The organism is Pseudomonas sp. A39, from assembly GCF_058145955.1.
Genome location: NZ_JBYVMD010000002.1, coordinates 158,421 through 182,641 on the forward strand (window position 1 = coordinate 158,421; position 24,221 = coordinate 182,641).

Annotated in this window: 19 protein-coding genes; 14 read left to right on the top strand and 5 right to left on the bottom strand. The window is 60.8% G+C overall.

Annotated elements, in window-relative coordinates; genetic code table 11:
* Positions 1-7: 7 nt before the first annotated feature.
* The 5 genes from AC3ZU9_RS02385 to AC3ZU9_RS02405 all read left to right on the top strand — a co-directional run bounded on the left by AC3ZU9_RS02385 (position 8) and on the right by AC3ZU9_RS02405 (position 5,439).
* The gene (locus AC3ZU9_RS02385) at positions 8-649 is read left to right on the top strand and encodes a YfgM family protein (RefSeq protein ID WP_015885737.1); all 642 of its coding nucleotides are present in this window, start codon (positions 8-10) and stop codon (positions 647-649) included.
* Entirely contained in the window at positions 642-1,793 is a 1,152-nt protein-coding gene (gene bamB / locus AC3ZU9_RS02390) for an outer membrane protein assembly factor BamB (RefSeq protein ID WP_064053760.1), read from the top strand. Before AC3ZU9_RS02385 ends, bamB begins: the two co-directional genes overlap by 8 nt.
* Positions 1,794-1,927: 134 nt before the next feature.
* Positions 1,928-3,397 (top strand): ribosome biogenesis GTPase Der, encoded by a 1,470-nt coding sequence (der, locus tag AC3ZU9_RS02395; RefSeq protein WP_043205850.1) that lies wholly within the window; start codon positions 1,928-1,930, stop codon positions 3,395-3,397.
* A gap of 114 nt (positions 3,398-3,511) precedes the next feature.
* Positions 3,512-4,660, top strand: a complete 1,149-nt coding sequence (locus AC3ZU9_RS02400) for a pyridoxal phosphate-dependent aminotransferase (protein WP_405121461.1) — start codon at positions 3,512-3,514, stop codon at positions 4,658-4,660.
* On the top strand, positions 4,648-5,439 hold the full coding sequence (locus AC3ZU9_RS02405; protein ID WP_093543283.1) for an amidohydrolase: 792 nt from the start codon (positions 4,648-4,650) through the stop codon (positions 5,437-5,439). Before AC3ZU9_RS02400 ends, AC3ZU9_RS02405 begins: the two co-directional genes overlap by 13 nt.
* Before the next feature lie 162 nt (positions 5,440-5,601).
* Here AC3ZU9_RS02405 and leuA read toward each other — a convergent pair whose 3' ends face one another.
* From leuA to AC3ZU9_RS02425, 4 genes are all read right to left on the bottom strand, one after another.
* Positions 5,602-7,281, bottom strand: a complete 1,680-nt coding sequence (gene leuA, locus AC3ZU9_RS02410; RefSeq protein WP_015885732.1) for a 2-isopropylmalate synthase — start codon at positions 7,279-7,281, stop codon at positions 5,602-5,604.
* Positions 7,282-7,605: 324 nt separating this feature from the next.
* Positions 7,606-8,427, bottom strand: coding sequence for a M23 family metallopeptidase (locus tag AC3ZU9_RS02415; RefSeq protein WP_015885731.1), 822 nt, complete (start codon positions 8,425-8,427; stop codon positions 7,606-7,608).
* A 3-nt stretch (positions 8,428-8,430) separates the two neighbouring features.
* Complete coding sequence (xseA, locus tag AC3ZU9_RS02420) at positions 8,431-9,810, bottom strand: exodeoxyribonuclease VII large subunit (protein WP_490090272.1); 1,380 nt, start codon at positions 9,808-9,810, stop codon at positions 8,431-8,433.
* Between the two features lie 30 nt (positions 9,811-9,840).
* On the bottom strand, positions 9,841-10,731 hold the full coding sequence (locus AC3ZU9_RS02425; RefSeq protein WP_102060857.1) for a LysR family transcriptional regulator: 891 nt from the start codon (positions 10,729-10,731) through the stop codon (positions 9,841-9,843).
* 99 nt (positions 10,732-10,830) lie between these two features.
* Between AC3ZU9_RS02425 and AC3ZU9_RS02430 the strand changes: the two genes are divergently transcribed.
* The 5 genes from AC3ZU9_RS02430 (at position 10,831) to AC3ZU9_RS02450 (ending at position 15,951) form a co-directional block, all read left to right on the top strand.
* Positions 10,831-11,598 (top strand): sulfite exporter TauE/SafE family protein, encoded by a 768-nt coding sequence (locus tag AC3ZU9_RS02430; protein WP_490090273.1) that lies wholly within the window; start codon positions 10,831-10,833, stop codon positions 11,596-11,598.
* 141 nt (positions 11,599-11,739) lie between these two features.
* Positions 11,740-12,288, top strand: a complete 549-nt coding sequence (locus AC3ZU9_RS02435) for a hypothetical protein (RefSeq protein WP_015885727.1) — start codon at positions 11,740-11,742, stop codon at positions 12,286-12,288.
* Between the two features lie 104 nt (positions 12,289-12,392).
* Positions 12,393-13,862 carry an IMP dehydrogenase gene (gene guaB, locus AC3ZU9_RS02440; RefSeq protein WP_015885726.1) on the top strand — a complete coding sequence of 490 codons (1,470 nt, stop codon included), beginning with the start codon at positions 12,393-12,395 and terminating at the stop codon, positions 13,860-13,862.
* An 80-nt stretch (positions 13,863-13,942) separates the two neighbouring features.
* Positions 13,943-15,520: a glutamine-hydrolyzing GMP synthase gene (guaA, locus tag AC3ZU9_RS02445; protein ID WP_015885725.1), complete on the top strand. Its 1,578-nt coding sequence runs from the start codon at positions 13,943-13,945 to the stop codon at positions 15,518-15,520.
* 185 nt (positions 15,521-15,705) lie between these two features.
* Positions 15,706-15,951, top strand: coding sequence for a helix-turn-helix domain-containing protein (locus AC3ZU9_RS02450; protein WP_490090274.1), 246 nt, complete (start codon positions 15,706-15,708; stop codon positions 15,949-15,951).
* 130 nt (positions 15,952-16,081) lie between these two features.
* On the opposite strand, the gene treR is transcribed toward AC3ZU9_RS02450, so the two are convergent.
* Positions 16,082-16,786, bottom strand: a complete 705-nt coding sequence (treR, locus tag AC3ZU9_RS02455) for a trehalose operon repressor (protein ID WP_015885723.1) — start codon at positions 16,784-16,786, stop codon at positions 16,082-16,084.
* A 239-nt stretch (positions 16,787-17,025) separates the two neighbouring features.
* Here treR and treP point away from each other — a divergent pair, with 239 nt between their 5' ends.
* The 4 genes from treP to ptsP all read left to right on the top strand — a co-directional run bounded on the left by treP (position 17,026) and on the right by ptsP (position 24,221).
* Positions 17,026-18,468, top strand: coding sequence for a PTS system trehalose-specific EIIBC component (gene treP, locus AC3ZU9_RS02460; protein ID WP_490090275.1), 1,443 nt, complete (start codon positions 17,026-17,028; stop codon positions 18,466-18,468).
* 118 nt (positions 18,469-18,586) lie between these two features.
* The gene (treC, locus tag AC3ZU9_RS02465; RefSeq protein WP_490090276.1) at positions 18,587-20,233 is read left to right on the top strand and encodes an alpha,alpha-phosphotrehalase; all 1,647 of its coding nucleotides are present in this window, start codon (positions 18,587-18,589) and stop codon (positions 20,231-20,233) included.
* A gap of 70 nt (positions 20,234-20,303) precedes the next feature.
* A complete protein-coding gene (locus AC3ZU9_RS02470; RefSeq protein ID WP_046035244.1) occupies positions 20,304-21,524 on the top strand; it encodes a maltoporin in 1,221 nt (406 codons plus the stop codon).
* Positions 21,525-21,704: 180 nt separating this feature from the next.
* Positions 21,705-24,221, top strand: coding sequence for a phosphoenolpyruvate--protein phosphotransferase (gene ptsP, locus AC3ZU9_RS02475; protein ID WP_490090277.1), 2,517 nt, complete (start codon positions 21,705-21,707; stop codon positions 24,219-24,221).

Sequence of the window (24,221 nt, forward strand, 5' to 3'; positions counted from 1 at the left end):
TATTGGGGTGTCGAGTACTGATGATGAGCAACTGGCCGAGTTCAAGGACTGGTGGCAGCGTAACGGCAAGCCCCTGGTAACTGGCGGCCTGCTGGCTTTAGTGGTGGTGTTCGGCTGGCAAGCCTGGACCAAGTATCAGGCCAACCAGTCCCAAGGCGCCTCGATCCTCTATCAGCAATTGCTGGAAACCACCCTGACGCCGGACGGCAAGCCTGATCCTGCGCAGGTCGCAGACCTGGCCGGCAAGCTGAAGAACGAATTCGGCGGTAGCACCTACGCCCAATACGGCAGCCTGTTCGTCGCGAAAGTCGCGGTCGACACCGGCAAGCTGGATGACGCAGCCGCTGAACTGAAGGCCATCGCCGACAAGCCGACCAACCCGACCCTGGGTGAAATCGCACGTCAGCGCCTGGCTCAGGTACTGGCGGCACAGAACAAGGCTGACGAAGCACTCAAACTGCTCGACGGCGATGCTGACAAGGCATTTGTAGCCACTCGCGAAGAGCTCAAGGGCGACCTGTTGGTCCAATTGGGTCGTACCGACGAAGCCAATGCTGCGTACCAAAAAGCCAAGGCGGCGCTGTCTGATGAAGCGGCGGTCGGTGGCTTACAAATCAAGCTGGACGACTTGGCCAAAGGGGATGCGTGACGTGATCCGTTGGAAACATGCAGCATTGCTGGCTCTGGCCGTTCTGGCCGCGGGTTGCAGCAGCAACAGTAAAAAAGAACTGCCTCCGGCCGAGCTGACCAGCTTCAAGGAAGAAGTGATCCTGCAAAAGCAGTGGAGCCGCTCCATCGGTGACGGCCAAGGCGACACCTACAACATGTTGGTACCGGCAATCGACGGTGAAAACATTGTGGCCGCTGACGTCACCGGCGTAGTGATCTCCATGGATCGCATGAACGGCGATGTGAAGTGGAAGAAAGACCTCGAATTGCCAGTCTCCGGCGCCGTAGGCGTGGGTTACGGCATGGTCATGCTCGGCACGCTGAAAGGCGAAGTCGTGGCCCTGGATTCCAGCACCGGTGAAGAGAAATGGCGCGCTCGCGTGACCAGTGAAGTCCTCGCACCGCCTGCCACCAACGGCGATATCGTCGTGGTGCAGACCCAGGATGACCGTGTGATCGGCCTCGACGCCAGCACTGGCGAACAGCGTTGGTTGTACGACAGCACCCCGGCGGTGCTGACGCTGCGCGGTACCAGTGGTCCGATTGTGACCAATAATCTGGCCGTTGCAGGCCTGTCGACCGGTAAAGTGGTCGCCCTGGATACCCAGAACGGCGTGCCGGCCTGGGAAACCCGTGTGGCCATTCCCCAAGGTCGTTCCGAGCTGGACCGCGTAGTGGACATCGACGGCGGCTTGCTGCTGTCCGGTGAAACCCTCTACGTCGCGACTTACCAGGGCCGTGTTGCGGCGCTGGACCTGCAGAGCGGCCGCGTCAACTGGCAGCGTGATGCTTCCAGCTACGCCGGTGTCGCCCAAGGCTTTGGCAGCGTCTACGTAAGCCTGGCGTCCGGCACCGTTGAAAGTGTCGACGAGCGTTCCACCACTGCACTGTGGAGCAACGATTCCCTGGCTCGCCGTCAACTGTCGGCACCGGAAGTGTTCTCCAGCTATGTGGCGGTAGGTGACTTCGAAGGCTACCTGCACCTGCTGAGCCAGGTGGACGGTCGCTTCGTCGGTCGCGAGCGTATCGACAGCGACGGCCTGCGTGCCCGTCCGCTGGTGGTGGGTAACATGCTTTATGTGTTTGGCAACAGCGGCAAGCTGGAAGCCCTGACCATCAAGTAAGAACTATGCTTGGGGTAACACCCAGGCGGCCCCGCTTCGGCGGGGCATGCGGCATTTGATTATGCTGCCCCGAGCACCAGCCGCTGCCTTGCAGCGGCTTTTGTATTTTCTGAAATAACGAAGTGGAGAGCCGCATGGTTCCCGTAATCGCCCTGGTGGGCCGACCTAACGTCGGCAAGTCCACCTTGTTCAACCGCCTGACCAGGACTCGCGACGCCATCGTCGGCGACTTGTCCGGTCTGACCCGTGATCGCCAATACGGTGAGGCAAAGTGGCAAGGGCGCTCCTACATTATTGTCGACACCGGTGGTATCTCCGGTGACGAGCATGGCATGGATGAAAAGATGGCCGAGCAGTCGCTGCTGGCCATTGAAGAAGCCGATGTCGTGTTGTTCCTGGTGGATGCCCGTGCGGGCTACACCGCTGCCGACCAGATGATCGGCGAGCACCTGCGCAAGCGCAACAAGCGTTCCTATCTGGTCGCCAACAAGATCGACAACATCGATCCTGAGCAGGCCCGTGCCGAATTCAGCCCGATGGGCCTGGGCGACGCGATCCCGGTCGCCGGTGCCCACGGTCGCGGCATCACCCAGATGCTGGAAATTGCCCTCAGCACCTTCCCGAAGGATGACGATGAGGAGGAAGAGGGTGAAGAAGAGATCGTCGCCGAAGGTGAGGAAGCCAAGCGCATTCCTGGCCCGAGTGAAAAAGACGGTATCAAGATCGCCATCATCGGTCGCCCTAACGTCGGCAAGTCGACCCTGGTCAACCGCATGCTCGGTGAAGACCGGGTCATCGTCTACGACGAGCCCGGCACTACCCGCGACAGCATCTACATCCCGTTCGAGCGTAACGACGAGAAGTACACGCTGATCGACACCGCCGGTGTGCGCAAGCGCGGCAAGATCCACGAGGAAGTTGAAAAGTTCTCGGTGGTCAAAACCCTGCAAGCGATCAAAGACGCCAACGTGGTGATCTTCGTGATGGATGCCCGCGAAGGCGTGGTGGACCACGACCTCAACCTGCTGGGCTTTGCCCTGGAAGCCGGTCGAGCGTTGGTCATCGCGATCAACAAGTGGGACGGCATGACGCCGAGCGAGCGCGATTTCGTCAAGATCGAGCTGCAGCGCCGACTGTTTTTTGTCGAGTTCGCCGATATTCACTTTATCTCGGCACTGCATGGTACCGGCGTGGGCAACCTCTACGCGTCCGTGCAGAACTCGTTCAAGTCCGCGGTTACCCGCTGGCCGACCAACCGCCTCACCCAGATCCTGGAAGACGCCGTTGGCGAGCACGCGCCGCCGATGGTCAACAACCGCCGGATCAAACTGCGTTACGCCCACTTGGGCGGTGCCAACCCGCCGATTATCGTGATCCACGGTAACCAGATCGAGAAGGTGCCGAAGTCCTACGTGCGTTACCTGGAAAACACCTACCGCCGTGTCTTGAAACTGGTCGGTACGCCGATCCGTATCGAGTTCAAGGGTGGCGAGAACCCGTACGAAGGCAACAAGAACACACTGACGGACCGTCAGGTGAACAAGAAGCGTCGTTTGATGACTCACCACAAGAAGGCCGACAAGAAGCGCCGCGACAAGCGCTGATTCCGACCTCGCAAAAAGGGCTCTTGATGAGCCCTTTTTTGTGCCCGCAGGTTTGTGCCTTGACCCGATGCGGCTGGCAGCTTAAAACTTGGGGCTCACCTGCAGGGGCCTCCGATGATCACCAGCAAGCTGCCGAATGTCGGCACGACGATTTTCACCACGATGTCGCAACTCGCCGCCGAAACCGGTGCGCTCAACCTGTCCCAAGGCTTCCCGGACTTCAATGGCCCTCAGGGTTTGCTTGACGCGGTCGGCAAGCATATCGCCCTCGGTCACAACCAATATGCACCCATGACCGGCCTGCCGGTGCTGCGTCAGCAGGTGGCCGCCAAGATCGCCCGCAGTTATGGCGCCACGGTCAATGCCGACAGTGAAGTGACCATCACCCCTGGGGCCACCGAGGCGATCTTCTGCGCAATTCAAGCGGTGATTCGTCATGGCGATGAGGTCATCGTGTTTGACCCGTGCTACGACAGCTACGAGCCCTCGGTCGAGCTGGCCGGTGGCCGTTGCGTGCACGTGCAACTGAGCCTGGATGGCTTTGCCCTCGACTTCGAGAAGATCCAGGCGGCGCTGTCGCCGCGTACGCGCATGATCATCCTCAACACACCGCACAACCCGACGGGCGCGCTGATCAGTCGCGCCGAGCTTGATCTGTTAGCGGCATTGATCCGCGACCGCGATATCTACCTGGTCAGCGACGAGGTTTACGAGCACCTGGTATTCGACGGCGTGCCCCACGTCAGCGTACTGGCCCATGAGGAGCTTTATCAGCGCGCCTTCGTGGTCAGTTCCTTCGGCAAGACCTACCACGTCACCGGCTGGAAAACCGGCTACGTCGTCGCGCCACCGGCCCTGACAGCCGAACTGCGCAAGGTGCACCAATACGTCAACTTCTGCGGCGTCACCCCGTTGCAGTACGCGTTGGCCGACTTCATGGCCGAACATCCGGAGCATGTTGAGGAGCTGCCGGCTTTTTACCAAGCCAAGCGCGACCTGTTCTGTGACCTGCTGGCGCCATCGCGTTTCAGCTTTACCCGCGTCACCGGCACCTACTTCCAACTGGTGGATTACTCACAGATCCGTCCGGACTTGGACGACGTCGCCATGTCGCTGTGGATGACACGTGAACACGGCGTGGCCACCATTCCGGTCTCGGTGTTCTACCAGAACCCACCCCAAGGCCAGCGCCTGGTGCGCCTGTGCTTTGCCAAACGCGAGGAAACGCTGCAACAAGCAGCCGAAAAACTATGCGTGATCTGAATGCGTTGCCGAACCTGAACATCGCCCTGGTCCAGACCACTCTGGCCTGGCACGACCGCCAGGCTAACCTTGAGCACTTCGAATTGTTGCTGGAGCAAGCCAAAGGCGCCGACCTGATCGTGCTGCCAGAGATGTTCACCACCGGTTTTTCCATGGAATCCGAGACGCTCGCCGAGCCGGAAAACGGTCCGACCCATCGCTGGTTACGAAACCAGGCGGCCAAGTACAACGCGGTCATCACCGGCAGTGTGATCATCCAGGCCGCCGACGGCAGCCACCGCAACCGCCTGCTGTGGGCGCGGCCGGATGGCGAGGTGCTGCATTACGACAAGCGCCACCTGTTCCGCATGGCCGGCGAGCACGACCATTACACCCCCGGCGAGCGCCAGGTGCAGTTCGAATTGAAGGGCTGGCGCATTCGGCCGTTGATTTGCTACGACCTGCGTTTTCCGGTGTGGAGCCGCGATGCCCAGGACACTGACTTGCTGCTATACACCGCCAACTGGCCCGGAGCGCGGCGCTCGCACTGGAACCGCCTGCTGCCGGCGCGGGCCATCGAGAACCTGTGCTACGTGGCGGCGGTGAATCGGGTGGGGACGGACGGGAAGGGGTTTGCCTACACCGGGGACAGTCAGGTGTTGGACTTCCAGGGTGAGACCTTGCTGAGTGCGGGGGAGGCGGATGGGGTGTTCCAGGTGAACTTGGATGCGGCGGAATTGGCGGCGTATCGCACGCGGTTTCCGGCGAACCTGGATGCCGATACTTTCCAGTTTGTCTGACAGACCGCCATCGGGGGCAGGCCCCCTCCCACACGTTGATCTGTGAATACATTCAAAATGTGGGAGGGGGCTTGCCCCCGATGAGGTCCTCACAGACATCACAAAACCAAAAAAAGGCCCCTGGACTCCTATCCAGGGGCCTTTCACATTTAAGCAGACTGCTTAAGCCGCTTTGGCTTCCTGCTGGCTCAACGAGCGGTTAAGCGCACTGAACAGGGCCTTGAAGCTGGCCGTGGTGATGTTTTCATCAATACCCACGCCATGCACCGGGCGCTCGCCGTTCACGCGCAGTTCGATGTACGCCGCCGCTTTAGCGTTGGTGCCGGCACCGATTGCGTGTTCGTTGTAGTCCATGATCTCCACGCCAATCGGCAGGCCCGCCACCAGCGCTTCCAGCGCGCCGTTGCCTTTGCCTTTCCAGTGCAGGTTGGTTTCGCCCTGGCCTTTGCCCGAAACTTCCACCTCGACAAAGCTGTTGCCGTTCTCTTCCTGCAGGCGATGGCTGACCAGCGCATACGGGGTGTTGGCTTGCAGGTATTCACGCTGCAGCAAGGCGTAGATCTGCGGTGCGGTCATTTCCAGGCCGACGCGGTCGGTTTCGGCCTGTACCACCTGGCTGAACTCGATCTGCATGCGACGCGGCAGGCTGATGTCGTATTCCTGCTCCAGCAGGTAGGCGATGCCGCCTTTGCCCGATTGGCTGTTCACGCGAATCACCGCTTCGTAGCTGCGGCCAATGTCGGCTGGGTCGATCGGCAAGTACGGCACTTCCCACAGCGCGTCGTCTTTCTGCTGGGTGAAGCCCTTGCGGATCGCGTCCTGGTGCGAACCGGAGAACGCGGTATGCACCAGGTCACCGACGTATGGGTGACGCGGGTGAACCTGGATCTGGTTGCACTCCTCGACGACTTTGCGCACGCCATCGATGTCGGAAAAGTCCAGTTGCGGGTCGAGGCCCTGGGTGTACATATTCAGCGCGACGGTGACGAGGTCGACGTTACCGGTACGCTCGCCATTGCCGAACAGGCAGCCTTCGACACGGTCGGCGCCGGCCATCAGGCCCAGCTCGGTGGCGGCCACGCCGGTGCCACGGTCGTTGTGGGTGTGCAGGCTGATGATCACGCTGTCACGACGGTTGATATGGCGACCGAACCATTCGATCTGGTCGGCATAGATGTTCGGCGTGGCGCATTCCACGGTGGCCGGCAGGTTGAGGATCATCTTGTGCTCAGGCGTCGGGTTCCACACCTCGATCACCGCGTCACAGACTTCCTTGGCAAATTCCAGCTCGGTGGCGCTGAAGGTTTCCGGGGAGTATTCGAAGGTCCACTGGGTTTCCGGCTGCTGGGCGGCGTATTTGACGAACAGCTTGGCCGCGTTGACCGCAATGGCCTTGATGCCTTCCTTATCCTGGTTGAATACGATGCGGCGGAACGACGGCGACGTGGCGTTGTACAAGTGCACGATGGCTTTCTTGGCACCGCGCAGGGATTCGAAGGTCCGTGCGATCAAGTCTTCACGGCCTTGGGTCAGCACCTGGATGGTGGTGTCCTCGGGGATGTGGTTGTCTTCGATCAGGGTGCGTACGAAGTCGAAGTCGGTTTGCGAGGCGGCCGGGAACGACGCTTCGATTTCCTTCACGCCAACGGCGACCAGGGTCTTCCAGAACCGCAGCTTTTTCACGGCATCCATCGGCTCGATCAACGACTGGTTGCCATCACGCAGGTCGGAGCTGCACCAGATCGGCGCTTCTGTGATGGTCTTCGATGGCCAGGTGCGGTCCGGGATATCGATGGTCGGGAACGCGCGGTACTTCGAAGACGGGTCTTTGAGCATGCTCATCGGGAAATCCTTTGTAGTAGGGGCCGAGAAAAGGCGGCCTGCCGTAGAACTGTTTTTAGGGATAAAACGTAAGGACGAGGCAGATCGATTCAGCCTGGCAGTCGTGCGCTGACAAGGCACAGGCTGCGGTGCTGGCGGAGCTGAATGAGGGTGTGAGAGGTTTTCATAAGCTCAACCCTAACCGCCGGGGTGAAAGATGGCAAGCAGTCGCTAAAAATTGAGAGAAGTTCTTCTATCTGCGTAGGAAACGAGATTTTATGCTTGGGGATGAGTGGCAGGCTGGTTTTAATTGCGCGCCCATTATCGGGCGCGCAATTGAGCGTTTCAGGGTTGGAACGCGCCGATAAAGATCGCCGGGTCAACCCGTGCGTCGTTCAGGCTGACATTCCAGTGCATGTGCGGCCCCGTCGCGCGGCCCGTCGAACCGACCTTGCCCACCACTGCGCCGCGTGCCAGTTGCTGGCCGACTTTCACGTCGATCTTCGACATGTGGCAGAACATGCTGATAAAGCCCTGGCCATGGTCGACGAACACCGTGTTGCCGTTGAAGAAGTAGTTGCCCACCAGAATCACTTTACCGTTCGCCGGCGTCTTGATCGGCGTACCGGCGGGCACGGCAAAGTCCAGGCCCGAGTGGGGGTTTCGCTCTTCACCGTTGAAGAAACGACGCACGCCAAACTTGCTCGACAGCGGCCCGTTCACCGGTTTGTCCAGTACCAGGTTGCTCGGCAGGTTCGGGCTGAAGCTGCGGTAGGCCTTGATCTGCACTGCCAGCTCCGCCTCGATGCGTTTGAGCTGCGCCGGGTCGGGGTTCACCTGGCTTTTGTTTTTCAGGGTGATGCGTTGTTCCGGGTACTGCTTGTAGCCGACGATAAACGGCAGGCTGCGCCCACCACTGCTGATGCGCTCGTTGCCCGGCTTGACGGTCAGAGGGATGCCGACAATCGCCAGCCAGTTGTCCGCCTCTTTCACCACCAGCACCGGCTTGCCTTGGTACGTGGCTTTCGGTGCGGCGGCCGAAGGGCCCAGCTCGACCACGGCCACACCCCCTGGCACCGGTTTGTTCAGGGTGCGGGTGATGTAGCTGTCGGCATGGGCGTTAAACGTGAGGCACAGCAGCATCAACAGGCTAAATAGACGTGGCATCAATCAATCCAATAACGAAAGGGTGACGGGTGTCAGGTGGTTGTCTTCCACCCGCACTTGCAATTGGCCTTTACCGAGACGTGCGGTCAGGCGCTGGCCGGTGTGGGTTTGCGCGGCAGTGCGAATGGCCTGGCCACGCTCGTCCAGCAGGATGCTGTAGCCACGGCCCAGCGTCGCCAGCGGGCTGACCACGTGCAGCGTCTGCACCTGGCTTTGCAGCTGCAGGCGCCGCGCCTTGAGGCCTTCGCGCATGGCGCGAGGCAGGCGTTCGGCGAGGCTCTCCAGGCGTTGGCGCAGCAGGGCCAGTTGACGCCCCGGGTGTTGGCCGGCGAGGCGGGTTTCCAGGCGGATCAGCCGTTCGCGCCGGGTATTGAGGCTGCGCTCAAACGCGCGACGCAGGCGCATGTCCAGGTCGTCGAGGCGCTGGGCCTGTTGGCGCAGGCGTTCGCCGGGGTGACGCAGGCGCCGGGCCATGCCTTCCAGGCGCAGGCGGTCATGGCTCAGGCGGTTGCGCATCAACATCACCAGGCGGCGGTGCAGGTTTTCGACCTGGCGCACCAGGTGGCTGGCGTCTGGCGCGAGCAGTTCAGCCGCGGCGGAGGGGGTAGGGGCGCGCACGTCCGCCACGAAATCGCTGATGGACACATCTGTCTCATGCCCGACAGCGCTGACGATGGGCGTGATACAGGCGTCCACGGCACGGGCCACCGCTTCCTCGTTGAAGCACCAGAGGTCTTCCAGTGAGCCGCCGCCACGGGCCAGGATCAGCGCGTCGAAGCCACGGGTATCCGCCAGTTTCAACGCGCGCACAATCTGAGGGATGGCTTCGCGGCCTTGCACGGCGGTGGGGATCAGCGTCAATTCAATGTTCGGCGCCCGACGGCGGAACACGCTGATGATGTCGCGAATGACCGCGCCAGTCGGCGAGCTGATAATACCAATGCGCCGAGGGTGCGCAGGCAACGGTACCTTGCGCTCGGCACTGAACAAGCCTTCGGCGCTGAGCTTTTCCTTCAACGCATCGAACGCCAGGCGCAACGCCCCATCACCGGCTGGCTCGACGGTATCGAGGATCAACTGGTAATCACCCCGGCCCTCGAACAGCGACACCTTGCCGCGCACTTTCACGGCCAGGCCATCTTTCAATGCCTGGCGCACCCGTGCAGCGTTATTGCGGAACAGCGCGCAACGCACTTGGGCGCCACTGTCCTTGAGGGTGAAATACACGTGGCCGGAGGCCGGGCGGGCGAGGTTGGAGATCTCGCCTTCTACCCAGATATTGGTGAACACGTCTTCCAGCAACACCCGCGCGCGGCCGTTGAGCTGGCTGACAGTCAGGACTTCGCGGTCCAGGCCCAGTCGGGCAAACGGGTCTTTAATCATGAGGAGCGATCTTTAATCATGGGCGGCAGTTTATAGGCATTCGCGCAAGGTTTGGCAGAATTGCTCCACCAGCGCGCTCGGCGTCTGTGCGCAGGCCAGCGCCACGGTGCTGAGGCAGTCCGGGTCGGCCAGGGGCAAAAAATGCACGTTGGCCGGGGCAATGTCCTGCATGGATTTTGGTAACAAGGCAATGCCGAAGCCGGCCTGGATCAGCTGCAGCTGGGTGGTCTTGCGCGACATCACTCGCGCGGCCTTGGGAAAAAATCCCGCGCGCATACACAACTCGGCTGACAGATAACTCAGGCCGCCGCGTTGTGGGTGGGGGATCGAGATAAACGCTTCGTCCCGCAATTGCTCCAGCTCGATGGGCGCAGGACTGCGCGCCAGCGCATGATTGGGCGGCACCGCCAGCAGCAGTTGTTCGCTGTATAAAGGCACCACCCGCACCCCCTCACGCTGGCGCAGCACGGGCAAGCGCAGCACGCCGACTTCCAGGCGACCGTCGGCGATTTCTTCCAGCTGCGCTTCGGAGGACAGTTTGACGATATCCATCGACACCCCAGGGCAGCGCTCCAGCCAGGTGCTGATACCTTGCAGCAGCGGGCCGCTGATCGGCACGGTGCTCGAATGGCTCAGGCGCAGCGTGCCGAGTTCGCCATTGCCCACTTGGGTTGCCATCTCGCTGGCCTTGAGTAATTCACTCAGCAGGTTGCGTGCACGCGGATAGAAGGCCTCACCCGCAGCCGTGAGTCGCGGTTGGCGTGCGGTGCGTTCGAACAGCGGGGTGTGCAGCTGGGTCTCCAGCGCTTTGATCTGTCGACTCAGGGCCGATTGCGCGACGAACAGGCGCTCGGCGGCGGCACTGAAACTGCCGCTGTCAGCGATTTCGACGAAGTAGCGCAGTTGGCGGGTGGAAATCACGCGTCATGCCTTTTCGAGATGAGTGGAGGGCTTTGAAGATATTAGTCGCATCGCTCGCCGATGGCTAAAGTGATGACTGTCTCTAACAAGGAATTCCCCATGAGCCCGGTTGAGCTGATGAGTCAGTGGTCGTTTGGTGGTGCGGATTGGCTGCTGATCGGCGTGGGTGTGGTGGTGGCCTACATCGTGTTTGGCATTGCGGGTTTCGGCACTGCGCTGGTCGCGGGCCCGATCCTGATTCTATTTATGCCGCTGTCGAAAATCATCCCGTTGCTGGTGCTGTTGGACTTTGTCGCGGCGTTTGGCAACTTGCTGCAAGCGCGGCGGGACGTGAACACGCCGGAGCTGCTGCGATTGCTGCCATGCATGGCCATCGGTTGCACGCTGGGTGTGGTGTTTTTGCTCAATCTGCATTCCGACGTGTTGCTGCTGTTGATGGGCCTGTTTATCAGCGCCTATGCGCTCTACAGCCTGATGGTCAAGGCGCGGCCCGCGCAGCTGGCGGCGGGGTGGTCGATTCCAATGGGGACGGTGGGCGGCTTATTCGGCGCGTTGTTTGGCAGTGGCGGCTTTTTATATGCGATCTACTTGAACAGCCGCCTGCCCAAGGACGCGGCGCGTGCCACCCAGAGTGCGTTGATCAGTTGCAGCACGGTGGTGCGCTTGAGCCTGTTTTTGATTGCCGGGGTGTATGCGGATCTGCCGTTGCTGATGTTGGCGCTGTGCCTGTTGCCAGCGATGGCGCTCGGGCTGTGGTGTGGGCGCAGGTTGACGATGCGGATGTCGCGTGAGGCGTTTGTGCGGTTGGTGACATGGTTGGTGCTCGCCAGTGGAATTGCGTTGATTGGACGGTATTTGAGTACTTGACCTGTGTGGGGCAGGGATTAAGCTGCCAGCCTTCAGGGCCTCTTCGCGGGCAAACCCCCCACCTTTGAAGGTATTCACCCTTCAAAAATGTGGGAGGGGGCTTGCCCCCGATGACGTCAGACGCCACACCGCAGGACTCCCATGAATTCCCAAAGCATCCTTGTCCCGAAAATCTCCACCTTGCCCGTCCACGAACCCCGCGCCCGGGCGATCGTGCGTTGGCTGGTGCGCAAGAACATCATCAAGGAAGAGCTGACCACCTGCGGTCGCACCGGCAACCGCATGGCCTACGCCCTGGCCGATGGCGCCCGCGCAGTGGTACTGCACCCCGAGGCGTTGCCGTTCAACGAGCCCATCAACGGGCTGGAAATCATCTACAAACGCTGCATCTACACCCCGGCCAAAGGCTTTCTCGAGGAAGCCGGTTGCCCGGAATGCCTCAAGGAAGTCGGCGAAGCCCTGTTCGAAAGCCTGGAAGACTGGATGCCCGGCCACACCGACAACTTCACCTGCCCGCTGTGTGGGCATGAAGACGACATCAACGGGTTCCTGTTCCTGCAGGAATGCGGTTTTTCCAACCTGGGATTCATCTTCAACAACTGGGCGGAGGCGGGGTTCAAGCAGAGCTTTATCGACGAATTCGCCGATTGGCTGGACCAGAAGATGAGTTGGGTCAAAGTCGAGCTTTAACCCATCTATCAGTATTACCAAGTTTGTCAGAGTTTTACATTGAGCCCGGCAGGGTGCATGTATATAATGGCGCGCTTCCATTTTCCCGCTCGGGAGCCCCCGCGATGCTGCGTATCAGCCAAGAAGCTCTGACATTCGACGACATTCTCCTAGTGCCCGGTTATTCCGAGGTGCTTCCTAACGAAGTCAGTCTCAAGACCCGCCTAACCCGTGGCATCGAGCTGAATATTCCCCTGGTTTCCGCTGCCATGGACACCGTCACCGAAGCCCGTTTGGCAATTGCCATGGCTCAGGAAGGCGGCATCGGCATCATCCACAAGAACATGACCATCGAGCAGCAAGCTGCCGAAGTGCGCAAGGTCAAGCGTTACGAAGCCGGTGTGGTGAAAGATCCAATCACTATCGAAGCCGACGCCACCGTGCGTGACCTGTTCGAACTGACCCGCCTGCACAACATCTCCGGCGTTCCGGTGCTGCACGATGGCGACCTGGTCGGCATCGTCACTTCCCGTGACGTGCGTTTTGAGAACCGTCTTGAAGTCACCGTCCGCGAAGTGATGACGCCTAAAGAGCGTCTGGTCACGGTCAAGGAAGGCGCCGACAAGAACGATGTGCGCGAACTGCTGCACAAGCACCGCATCGAGCGCGTGCTGATCGTCGACGACAAATTCGCCCTCAAAGGCATGATGACCGTCAACGACATCGAAAAAGCCAAGGCTTACCCGCTGGCCAGCAAGGATGACCAAGGTCGTCTGCGCGTCGGCGCTGCAGTCGGTACCGGTAAAGACACCGGCGACCGCGTTTCGGCGCTGGTTGCTGCCGGTGTTGACGTGGTGGTGGTCGACACTGCCCACGGTCACTCCAAAGGCGTGATCGACCGTGTGCGCTGGGTCAAACAGAATTTCCCTGACGTACAAGTGATCGGCGGCAACATCGCCACCGGCGCAGCGGCCAAGGCGCTTGCCGAAGCCGGCGCTGACGCGGTCAAGGTCGGTATCGGCCCTGGCTCGATCTGCACCACGCGTATCGTCGCCGGTGTCGGCGTGCCGCAAATCAGCGCCATCGCCAACGTCGCCGCTGCCCTTGAAGGCACTGGCGTCCCGTTGATCGCCGACGGCGGTATCCGTTTCTCCGGTGACCTGTCCAAGGCCATCGTGGCCGGTGCTTCCTGCGTGATGATGGGCTCGATGTTCGCCGGTACTGAAGAAGCGCCAGGCGAGATCGAACTGTTCCAGGGCCGTTCCTACAAGGCTTACCGTGGCATGGGTTCGCTGGGCGCCATGTCCCAGGCGCAAGGCTCTTCCGACCGTTACTTCCAGGACTCCTCGGCAGGCGCCGAGAAGCTCGTCCCGGAAGGCATCGAAGGCCGTGTGCCGTACAAAGGCACCCTGAGCGCGATCATCCATCAACTGATGGGCGGCCTGCGTTCCTCGATGGGCTACACCGGCAGCGCCGACATCGAAGAAATGCGCACCAAGCCAGAGTTCGTACGGATCACCGGCGCCGGCATGGCTGAATCCCATGTCCACGACGTGCAGATCACCAAGGAAGCGCCAAACTACCGCGTAGGTTGAGGCTTCCAGCAAAATGTTAAGTAACCGGGGCTGTTCTTCAGCCCCGAGTTGTTTCTGATTCATTAGACGAGACTGACTTCATGGCCCTCGACATTCACGCCCACCGCATCCTGATCCTCGACTTCGGTTCCCAGTACACCCAGCTGATTGCACGCCGCGTGCGTGAAATCGGCGTGTACTGCGAACTGCACCCGTTCGACATGGATGACGAAGCGATCCGCGAATTCGCACCGAAAGGCGTCATCCTCGCCGGTGGCCCCGAGTCCGTGCACGAAGCCAACAGCCCGCGCTGCCCGCAAGCCGTATTCGACCTGGGCGTACCGGTCTTCGGCATTTGCTACGGCATGCAGACCATGGCCGAGCAACTGGGCGGCAAGGTTGAAGGTTCCGAGCTGCGTGAATTCGGTTATGCCCGTGTGGACGTGGTCGGCAAGAGCCGCCTGCTGGACGGTATCGAAGACCACATCGACGCCGACGGCCTGTTCGGCCTCGACGTGTGGATGAGCCACGGTGACAAAGTCACCAAGATGCCGGAAGACTTCCACATCCTGGCCAGCACCCCGAGCTGCCCGATCGCCGGCATGTTCAGCGACGAGCGTCGCTACTACGGCGTGCAGTTCCACCCGGAAGTGACCCACACCAAACAAGGCGGCCGCATCCTGTCGCGCTTCATTCTCGACATCTGCGAGTGTGAAGCCCTGTGGACCCCGTCGAAAATCGCTGAAGACGCCATCGCCCAGGTTCGTGCCCAGGTCGGCACCGACAACGTATTGCTCGGCCTGTCCGGCGGCGTTGACTCCTCCGTGGTCGCCGCGCTGCTGCACAAAGCCATCGGCGACCAACTGACCTGCGTCTTCGTCGACAACGGCCTGCTGCGCCTGCACGAAGGCGAGCAAGTGATGGCCATGTTCGCCGAGAACATGGGCGTCAAAGTGATCCGCGCCAACGCCGAGGACCAGTTCCTCAACAACCTGGCCGGCGAGTCCGACCCCGAGAAGAAGCGCAAGATCATCGGTCGCACCTTCATCGACGTCTTCGATGCCCAGTCCAACAAACTGGACAACATCAAGTACCTCGCCCAAGGCACCATCTACCCCGACGTGATCGAGTCGGCCGGCGCCAAGAGCGGCAAGGCCCACGTGATCAAGTCCCACCACAACGTGGGTGGCCTGCCTGAGGAAATGAACCTCAAGCTGGTAGAACCGCTGCGCGAACTGTTCAAGGACGAAGTCCGCCGTCTGGGCCTGGAACTCGGCCTGCCGTACGACATGGTCTACCGCCACCCATTCCCAGGCCCAGGCCTGGGCGTACGCATCCTCGGTGAAGTGAAAAAGGAATACGCCGACCTGCTGCGTCGCGCCGACCACATCTTCATCGAGGAACTGCGCAAGGCCGACTGGTACCACAAAGTCAGCCAGGCGTTCGTGGTCTTCCAGCCAGTTAAGTCGGTTGGCGTAGTAGGCGATGGCCGTCGTTACGCATGGGTTGTGGCCCTGCGTGCCGTAGAAACCATCGACTTCATGACCGCCCGCTGGGCACACCTGCCGTACGAACTGCTGGAGACTGTCAGCGGCCGTATCATCAACGAGATCGAAGGTATTTCGCGCGTGACGTATGACGTGTCGAGCAAGCCGCCGGCGACGATTGAGTGGGAGTGATCCTGCGGTAGCAGGTGAGTGCTGAATAACAAAACCCCGGCCATGTGCCGGGGTTTTGTGTTTATGGCATGTAAGCTTTTGGTCAAAAACTGTATCAGATAAACAATATTCAGAATGGAATGCATCGTATAGGGTGCATAAATTCAGATTTATCTATTCATGCAGTGTATGGGGTGCATTTTGATATGGAAGAGTTAGGCAAATTGATCCGTAGCCTCCGTAAAACAGCTGGCCTTTCACAAAGTCAGCTTGCGCACCGTCATGGCATGAGCCGCTCCACCATTTCGGGGATCGAGAACAACACGATCTCCGAAGTGGGAACTCGCAAAGTCGCAGCGATCCTCGATGGCTTGGGGTACGAATTGACCGCCATACCAAAACGTCGGCGCAAAACCCTCGATGAATTGAAATCAGTGAGCTTCCATGATTAGTCAAAGGGATCGGTTGTATATCGGCGAAGCACTTACCCAGAGTTCGCGGCGGTAGGAGAGAAGATGACCGCTGCCTGGGCAGCAGGACTGGCGAAGAGCATCACAGTGCAATGATCTTCCCAACTTATGCTCAACGCCGCGCAATATCCGAAAAGTAAAACTTATCCAACGTATGCCGCGACTCGGTGTACTCGAACTGCCGCCCGTCCTGCAAAAACGTCTGGTTGCTCACCACGATCACGTGACTTTGGCCTTCGAGGTCGAGGTGCGTCTGGTCGTCTTTGCCGCGCGGCAGGGCCTCGATGGTGCGTTGGGCATAGGCAATTTGCAGCTGCAGCGTCTGTTCGATAAACGCGTAGATCGACTGCTCGGCAATCGCGCGGTCCAGGCCGGGGATCACGTCGGCCACGAAGTGGTTGATGTCGAGGATCACCCGTTTGCCGCCGATGCGCCGTACCCGTTTGATGCGGGTGATCAGGGCGCCCGGTTCGGCTTCGATGTGTTGCAGCAGTGAACCTTCCAGTGGGAACTGGGTGAATTCGACCACTTCGGTGCGTACGTCATCGCCCAGGTCGGCGTGGGTTTCGTGGAAGCTGACGATGCCGCCCAGTTGGAACTCGATCGGGTTGGGCGACAACACGAAGGTGCCCTTGCCGTGGATCTTTTGCGCAAACCCACGCTCCTGCAGCTGCTCGATGGCCCGACGCACGGTGCCTCGGCTGGCCTGGTAGCTGTCCATCAATTCGGTTTCGGAGGGAAGGCGCGTGCCGCGCTGCAGGCGTTCAGTGGTGATGCTGGCAAGCAGATCCGTATAGATCTGGTTGTATTTGCTCATGGGGATGGCTCTTTGCCGGGGTTGCGGTCAAGGCAGGAACCTTAGTGGCAGAGAGGGGGTTTGTCCATTAGACCCTTGGATTTATGCGGCTTGCAGCGATGCGGCGGCCTACAGGAAATAAACAAAATTAAACTCGTACAGACGAGTTGTTGCTTTAACTCGTACAGACGAGTACTTTTGCCCTCGGCGTGCTGCCAATGACTGCCCCTCAAATAAAAAAATCAAAGTGGAAAACAAGCATGAGCCACGACTATTCGAACATTGTCCGCGAGATCCTCGAAAACCTCGGGGGCAGCGACAACCTTGAGCAAGCTGCCCACTGTGTGACCCGTCTGCGCCTGGCGCTCAAGGACCCGAGCCTGGTCAACAGCAGCGCGCTGAACCAGGTCGATCTGGTCAAGGGTTCGTTCTTTACCGGTGGCCTGTTCCAAGTGGTGATCGGCCCCGGCGAAGTGGAAAAGGTCTACGCCGCCCTGCGCGAACAGACCGGCCTCGCCGCCGCCACCATCGCCGATGTGAAGAAGAAGGGCGCCGACAAGACGAATGCCATGCAGCGCCTGGTAAGGGTGTTCTCCGATGTGTTCATGCCGATCCTACCCGCACTGATCATCGCGGGCCTGTTGATGGGCGTGAATAACCTGATGGGCGCCAAGGGCATGTTCATCGAGGGCAAGACGCTGCTGGAGGCGTATCCAAACCTGGATGGCCTGTGGAGCCTGATCAACCTGATGGCCAACACCTCGTTCGTGTTCCTGCCGGCGTTGGTCGGTTGGTCGGCGGCCAAGCGCTTTGGCGGCAGTGAAATCCTTGGCATCGTGCTCGGCCTGATGCTGGTGCACCCGGACCTGCTCAACGCCTGGAACTATGGCAAGGCAGTGGCCGGGCTCGACGGTCAAAGCCTGCCGTACTTCGATATTTTCGGTTGGTTCCAGATCGAGAAGGTGGGCTACCAAGGGCAGATCCTGCCGATCCTGATGGCGGCTTATGTGATGAGTGTGATCGAGAAATGGCTACGTGCGCGGGTGCCCAATGCAATTCAACTCCTCGTCGTGCCGATCACCACCATCGTCGTGACCGGTGTGCTGGCCCTGGCCATCATCGGCCCGGTGACCCGTCACCTCGGCATCCTGATCACCGAAGGCGTGGTCACCCTGTTTGACCTGGCGCCGATGGTCGGCGGGGCGATTTTCGGCCTGCTGTATGCGCCGCTGGTGATCACCGGCATGCACCACATGTTCCTCGCCGTGGACCTGCAGCTTATCTCCACCCAGGGCGGCACCTTTATCTGGCCGATGATCGTCATGTCCAACCTGGCCCAAGGCAGCGCCGCGCTCGCGGTGTTCTACACCACCCGCAATGCGCGGGACAAAAGCATGGCGTCGACCTCGGCGATTTCCGCGTACTTCGGCATCACTGAACCGGCGATGTTCGGGGTGAACCTGCGCTTCAAGTTTCCGTTTTATGCGGCCCTGGTGGGCTCGGCGCTGGGCAGCATTTTCCTGTCGCTGAACAAGGTGCAGGCGTCGGCCATCGGCGTGGGGGGCTTGCCTGGGTTTATTTCGATCGTGCCGCAATCCATCGCGGTGTTTGTGATCGGCATGGTCATCGCGATGGTCGTGCCGTTTGTACTGACCTGTGCGTTGAGCATGAAGATTGTTCGGCCTGGGTACAGGGTTGCTTGATCTACCGCAATCGGGGGCAAGCCCCCTCCCACATTGAAACGCATTTCAAATGTGGGAGGGGGCTTGCCCCCGATGAGGCCCGAAAGGCCTGCACAAAAATCAACTGAAGGAACCCACCATGCAAAACTGGCAACACTCGGTGATCTACCAGATCTACCCCAAAAGCTTCCACAGCCACGCGGGTAACGCCACCGGTGACCTGCTGGGCATCGTGGACAAACTCGACTACCTCAAATGGCTGGGTGTCGACTGCCTGTGGATCACCCCGTTCCTGCGCTCGCCACAGCGCGACAACGGCTACGACATCAGCGACTACTACGCCATCGACCCCAGCTACGGGACCATGGCCGACTGCGACCTGCTGATCAGCGAAGCGGCCAAGCGTGGCATCAAGCTGATGCTCGATATCGTGGTCAACCACACGTCCATCGAACACGAGTGGTTCCAGCAGGCGCGCAGCAGCCTCGACAACCCGTACCGCGACTTCTACATCTGGCGCGACCAGCCGAACAACTGGGAATCCAAGTTCGGTGGCTCGGCCTGGGAATACGAGGCGCAAACCGGGCAGTACTTCCTGCACTTGTTTGACCACACCCAGGCCGACCTGAATTGGGAAAACCCCAAGGTGCGCGCCGAGGTGTTCAAGCTGATGCGCTTCTGGCGCGACAAAGGCGTGGGCGGTTTCCGCCTGGACGTGATCAACCTGATCTCCAAGCCCGCCGATTTCCCCGAAGACAGCAGCGACGGCCGTCGCTTCTACACCGACGGCCCGAACGTGCACGACTACCTGCAGGAAATGCACCGCGAAGTCTTCGAAGGGCACGACCTGATCAACGTCGGCGAGATGTCGTCCACCAGCCTCGAACACTGCATCCGCTACTCACGGCCAGAGTCGAAAGAGCTGTCGATGACCTTCAACTTTCATCACCTGAAAGTCGATTACCCGAACCTTCAGAAGTGGGTGAAGGCCGACTTCGACTTCCTGCAGCTCAAGCAGATCCTCTCGGATTGGCAACTGGGCATGCAGGCCGGTGGCGGCTGGAACGCGCTGTTCTGGTGTAACCACGACCAGCCACGGGTGGTCTCGCGGTTCGGCCATGACGGTGAGCACCGTGTGGTCTCGGCCAAGATGCTGGCGACCGCGCTGCACTTCCTTCAAGGCACGCCATTTGTGTACCAGGGCGAAGAGCTGGGCATGACCAATCCGGGCTTCGACAGGATCGAGCAGTACCGCGATGTGGAGACCCTCAACATCTTCCGGCTCAAGCGCGATGCGGGCGAGTCCGAGGCGTCGAGCATGGCCGCGATCATGCAGAAGTCCCGCGACAACGGCCGCACGCCGATGCAGTGGAATGCCCAGGCGAACGCCGGTTTCAGCAGCGGCGAGCCGTGGATCGGCATCCCGGCCAATGCGGCGCAGATCAACGTCGAGCGCCAGCTGGATGACCCGGATTCAGTGCTGCATCACTACCGTGCGCTGATCGCCTTGCGCCGTCACGAGCCGCTGATCCAGGCCGGTGTTTATCGCCAGCTGCTGCAAGACCATCTGCAGGTCTGGGCTTACCTGCGCGAAGGCCATGGCGAGCGGCTGCTGGTGCTGAACAACTTTTACGTCACGCCCTGCGAAATCCAACTGCCGGACGGCGTCATCAACCCGGCCAGCGAACAACGCCTGCTGATCAGCAACCACCCGGACTGCCCGGTGCGTACGGGCACGGTAACGCTTCGCCCGTACGAATCGTTTGTGTTGCACCTCAAGGACTGAGGCCCGTTGTAACCCCGTGTGGGAGCACGGGGCGCTTGGAAAAAACATAATAAAAATATCGGAGTGCTGCATGAAAACAACAATAAAGCTGGGCCTCGTTGCGTCTTGTCTGAGCCTGCCGTTTGGCGCTCAGGCGTTGGAATTCGCCGGTTACTTGCGCAGCGGCGCGGGCACTTCAACGGGCAGCGGCCCACAGCAATGTTTCCAACTGCCGGGGGCACAAACCAAGTACCGTCTGGGTAACGAATGCGAGCAATACGCCGAGCTGGAACTGCGCCAGGACCTGCTCACCCTTGATGACGGCTCGGTGCTCAGCGTCGATGCAATGGCTTCGCTCTACAACAAGTACGATCGTGAGCTGAAATTCCAGGGCGAAAACAACGGCACCGCGCGCATGCCGCAGCTGTATGCACAATGGTCCAACCTGCCCAGCCTCAATGGTGGCTCGCTGTGGGCCGGTCGGCGTTACTACAAACGTAACGACATCCATATCTCCGACTTCTACTACTGGAACCAGAGCGCCACGGGCGGCGGGATTGAGGACGTGCTGATCGGCGACCTCAAATACAGCTACGCCATTTCGCGCAAGGACAACCTGTACCAGAAGGCATACGCCACCCGTCACGACTTCAACGTCGCGGGCTTCAAGACCAACCCCGGCGGCGAGCTGGAACTGGGCCTGAGCTACATCGAAAAAGCTGGCGGGCGTGACACCAACAGCGGCTGGGCGATCACTGCGCAGCATGTGCAAAAACCTTTCCTGGGTGGCAAGAACAAGTTCGCCTTGCAGTACGGCGAAGGGCCCGGCACCGGCCTGGGCTACACCGGCAATACCTTCCTGGACAACAGCAGCAAAAGTTACCGCGCCGTGGAGTTTTTCGACTGGCAGGTGACCCCGCGTTTTGGTGGACAGGTCGAGGCGGTGTACCAGAAGGATATTCGTCCCGGCAGCCAGGACCAGACCTGGATGTCCATCGGTGTGCGCCCGGCGTATGCGATCAGCGAGCAGTTCAAACTGGTCACCGAGCTTGGGCATGATCAGGTCGACGCCACTGGCGGCACCCGCAAACTGAGCAAATTCACCTTCGCCCCGACCTGGTCCCCCAAAGGCCCGGAATTCTGGGCGCGGCCGGAGGTGCGCTTGTACTACACCTATGCAACCTGGAACGAGGCGGCCAAGCGCGCGGCGAATGAATTGGCGGCGGGGTCGGCGTTATCTGATACCGGTTCCTATGGCACGGCGCGGCATGGGTCGAACGTGGGTGTGCAAGTCGAATACTGGTGGAAATAGCGCGAACTCATGTGAATGCGCTTTGTGTGGGAGCTGGCTTGCCTGCGATGCGGGCGACTCGGTCTTTCAGTAAAACCGAGGCGATGCTATCGCAGGCAAGCCAGCTCCCACATTGGATCGTCGTCATCTTGGGGTTGCATCACCCAATGATTTTTACAGAACAAAACAGCAGGTGAAGTCATGACCCCATCTAAATCCCTGGAACTGCTGGCGCCCCTGTCCGGTGTGCTGCTGGCACTGGACAAGGTCCCCGACCCGGTATTCTCCAGCCGCCTGATCGGCGATGGCCTGTGCATCGACCCCACGTCGCAGACGCTGTGCGCGCCGCTGGCTGGGGTGATCAGCAACATCCAGGACAGTGGGCATGCGGTCAGTGTCACCGATGACAACGGCATTCAGGTGCTGATGCATATCGGCCTGGACACCGTGAACCTGGCAGGCCAGGGCTTCACCCGGCTGGTGCAGGAAGGCCAGCGGGTGGAGGCCGGTCAGCCGTTGATCGAATTCGATGCCGACTACGTGGCACTCAACGCACGCAGTTTGCTGACCTTGATGCTGGTGGTCAGCGGCGAGCCCTTCAGCCTGTTGGCGGACGGCCTGGTGGAAACGGGCCAGCCGCTGTTGCAGTTATCCTCAGGTGAGGCCGTGAAAGCAGCGGACGAAGAGGAGGGCGAGGCACTGTTTTCCAAGCCGCTGACCTTACCCAACGCCAACGGCCTGCACGCTCGCCCAGCGGCGGTATTCGCCCAGGCGGCGAAGGGTTTCAAGGCCAGCATCTACCTGCACAAGCAAACCCAGAGCGCCAACGCCAAGTCGTTGGTGGCGATCATGGCGTTGCAAACGGTGAAGGGCGACACCCTGCAAGTGAGCGCGGCGGGCGAGGATGCCGAGGCGGCGATCAAGGCACTGGTGGCCTTGTTGGCGCAAGGCTGTGGCGAGGCGGTGGCGACCGTTGCCGAACCGGCCGCGACGGTATTGTCGGCGACGTTGCTTAAAGGCGTGTGCGCCTCACCGGGTTCGGCATTTGGCCAGGTGGTTCAGGTGATCGAGCCCGAACTGGCCATTCCTGAACACGGTACGGATGAAGCGACGGAGCGTGCCGCCCTGGCGCGTGGCTTGCTGGCTGCCACCGAGGCCCTGCGAACGTTGCAAGACAAGGCTTGCGGCAGTGCCCAGGCGGAGATTCTCCGCGCTCATCAGGAATTGCTCGAGGACCCGACCTTGCTCGAACAAGCCCACAGTCTGCTGGCTGACGGCAAGAGCGCCGCCTTTGCCTGGAACCGTGCCACGCTCGCCACAGCCAAGCTGTTCCAGGGGGCAGGCAATGCCCTGCTGGCCGAACGTGCGGCAGACTTGGCGGACGTCGGCCAGCGTGTACTGAAGCTGATCCTGAGGATTCAGGACAGTGCCTGGGACTTGCCGGAACGTGCAATCCTGATCGCCGAACAACTGACGCCTTCGCAGACTGCCAGCCTGGATACCCGCAAAGTGCTGGGGTTCGTCACCGTCGGCGGCGGCGCGACCAGCCATGTCGCGATCCTCGCCCGTGCCCTTGGCCTGCCGGCCATTTGCGGTGTTTCGGCCGACGTGCTGGGGTTGGCCAATGGCAAACAGGTGCTGCTCGACGCCGACAAAGGCGAGCTGCACCTGGAGCCGAACCTGGCCGAGATCGAACACCTGGAGGCCGCGCGCAAACAGCAGGCGCTGCGCCATCAGCGCGACGTGGCGCAGGCGTCGTTACCGGCCACCACCCGCGACGGCCATCACGTCGAAGTCACCGCCAACGTGGCCTCGTTGCAAGAAGTGGAGCACGCCCTGACCCTCGGCGGCGAAGGTGTCGGCCTGTTGCGTTCGGAGTTCCTCTACCTGGATCGCCACCGCGCGCCGAGCCCCGAGGAGCAAGCCGGCACCTACACCGCGATCGCCCGCGCCCTGGGCTCCGAGCGCAACCTGGTAGTGCGCACCCTGGATGTTGGCGGCGACAAACCGTTGGCCTATGTGCCCATGGACGCTGAGACCAATCCCTTTCTTGGCCTGCGCGGCATTCGCCTGTGCCTGGAACGTCCTGAGCTGCTGCGCGAACAGTTCCGCGCGATCCTCGCCAGTGCCGGGTTTGCGCGGCTGCACATCATGTTGCCGATGGTCAGCCTGCTGTCGGAGCTGCACCTGGCGCGCAAGATCCTTGAAGAGGAAGCGCTGGCGCTGAAGCTCACCGAGTTGCCGAAGCTGGGCATCATGATTGAAGTGCCATCGGCGGCGCTGATGGCGGACGTGTTCGCCCCCCATGTGGACTTCTTCTCCATCGGCACCAATGACCTGACCCAATACACGCTGGCCATGGACCGCGACCACCCGCGATTGGCCAGCCAGGCCGACAGCTTCCACCCGGCGGTGCTGCGCCTGATCGCCACCACGGTCAAGGCCGCCCACGCCCATGGCAAATGGGTGGGCGTGTGCGGCGCGTTGGCGTCCGAAGCGCTGGCGGTGCCGGTGCTGATCGGGCTGGGTGTGGACGAGTTGTCGGTCAGCGTGCCGTTGATCCCCACCATCAAGGCCACCGTGCGCGAGCTGGACCTGGCTGACTGCCAGATCATCGCCCGCCAGGTGTTGGGCCTGGAAGAAGCCTCCCAAGTGCGTGAGGCCCTGCGCCAATATCACGCGGCTACCGTTGAAACCTCACCTGTCGTGGAGCACTGA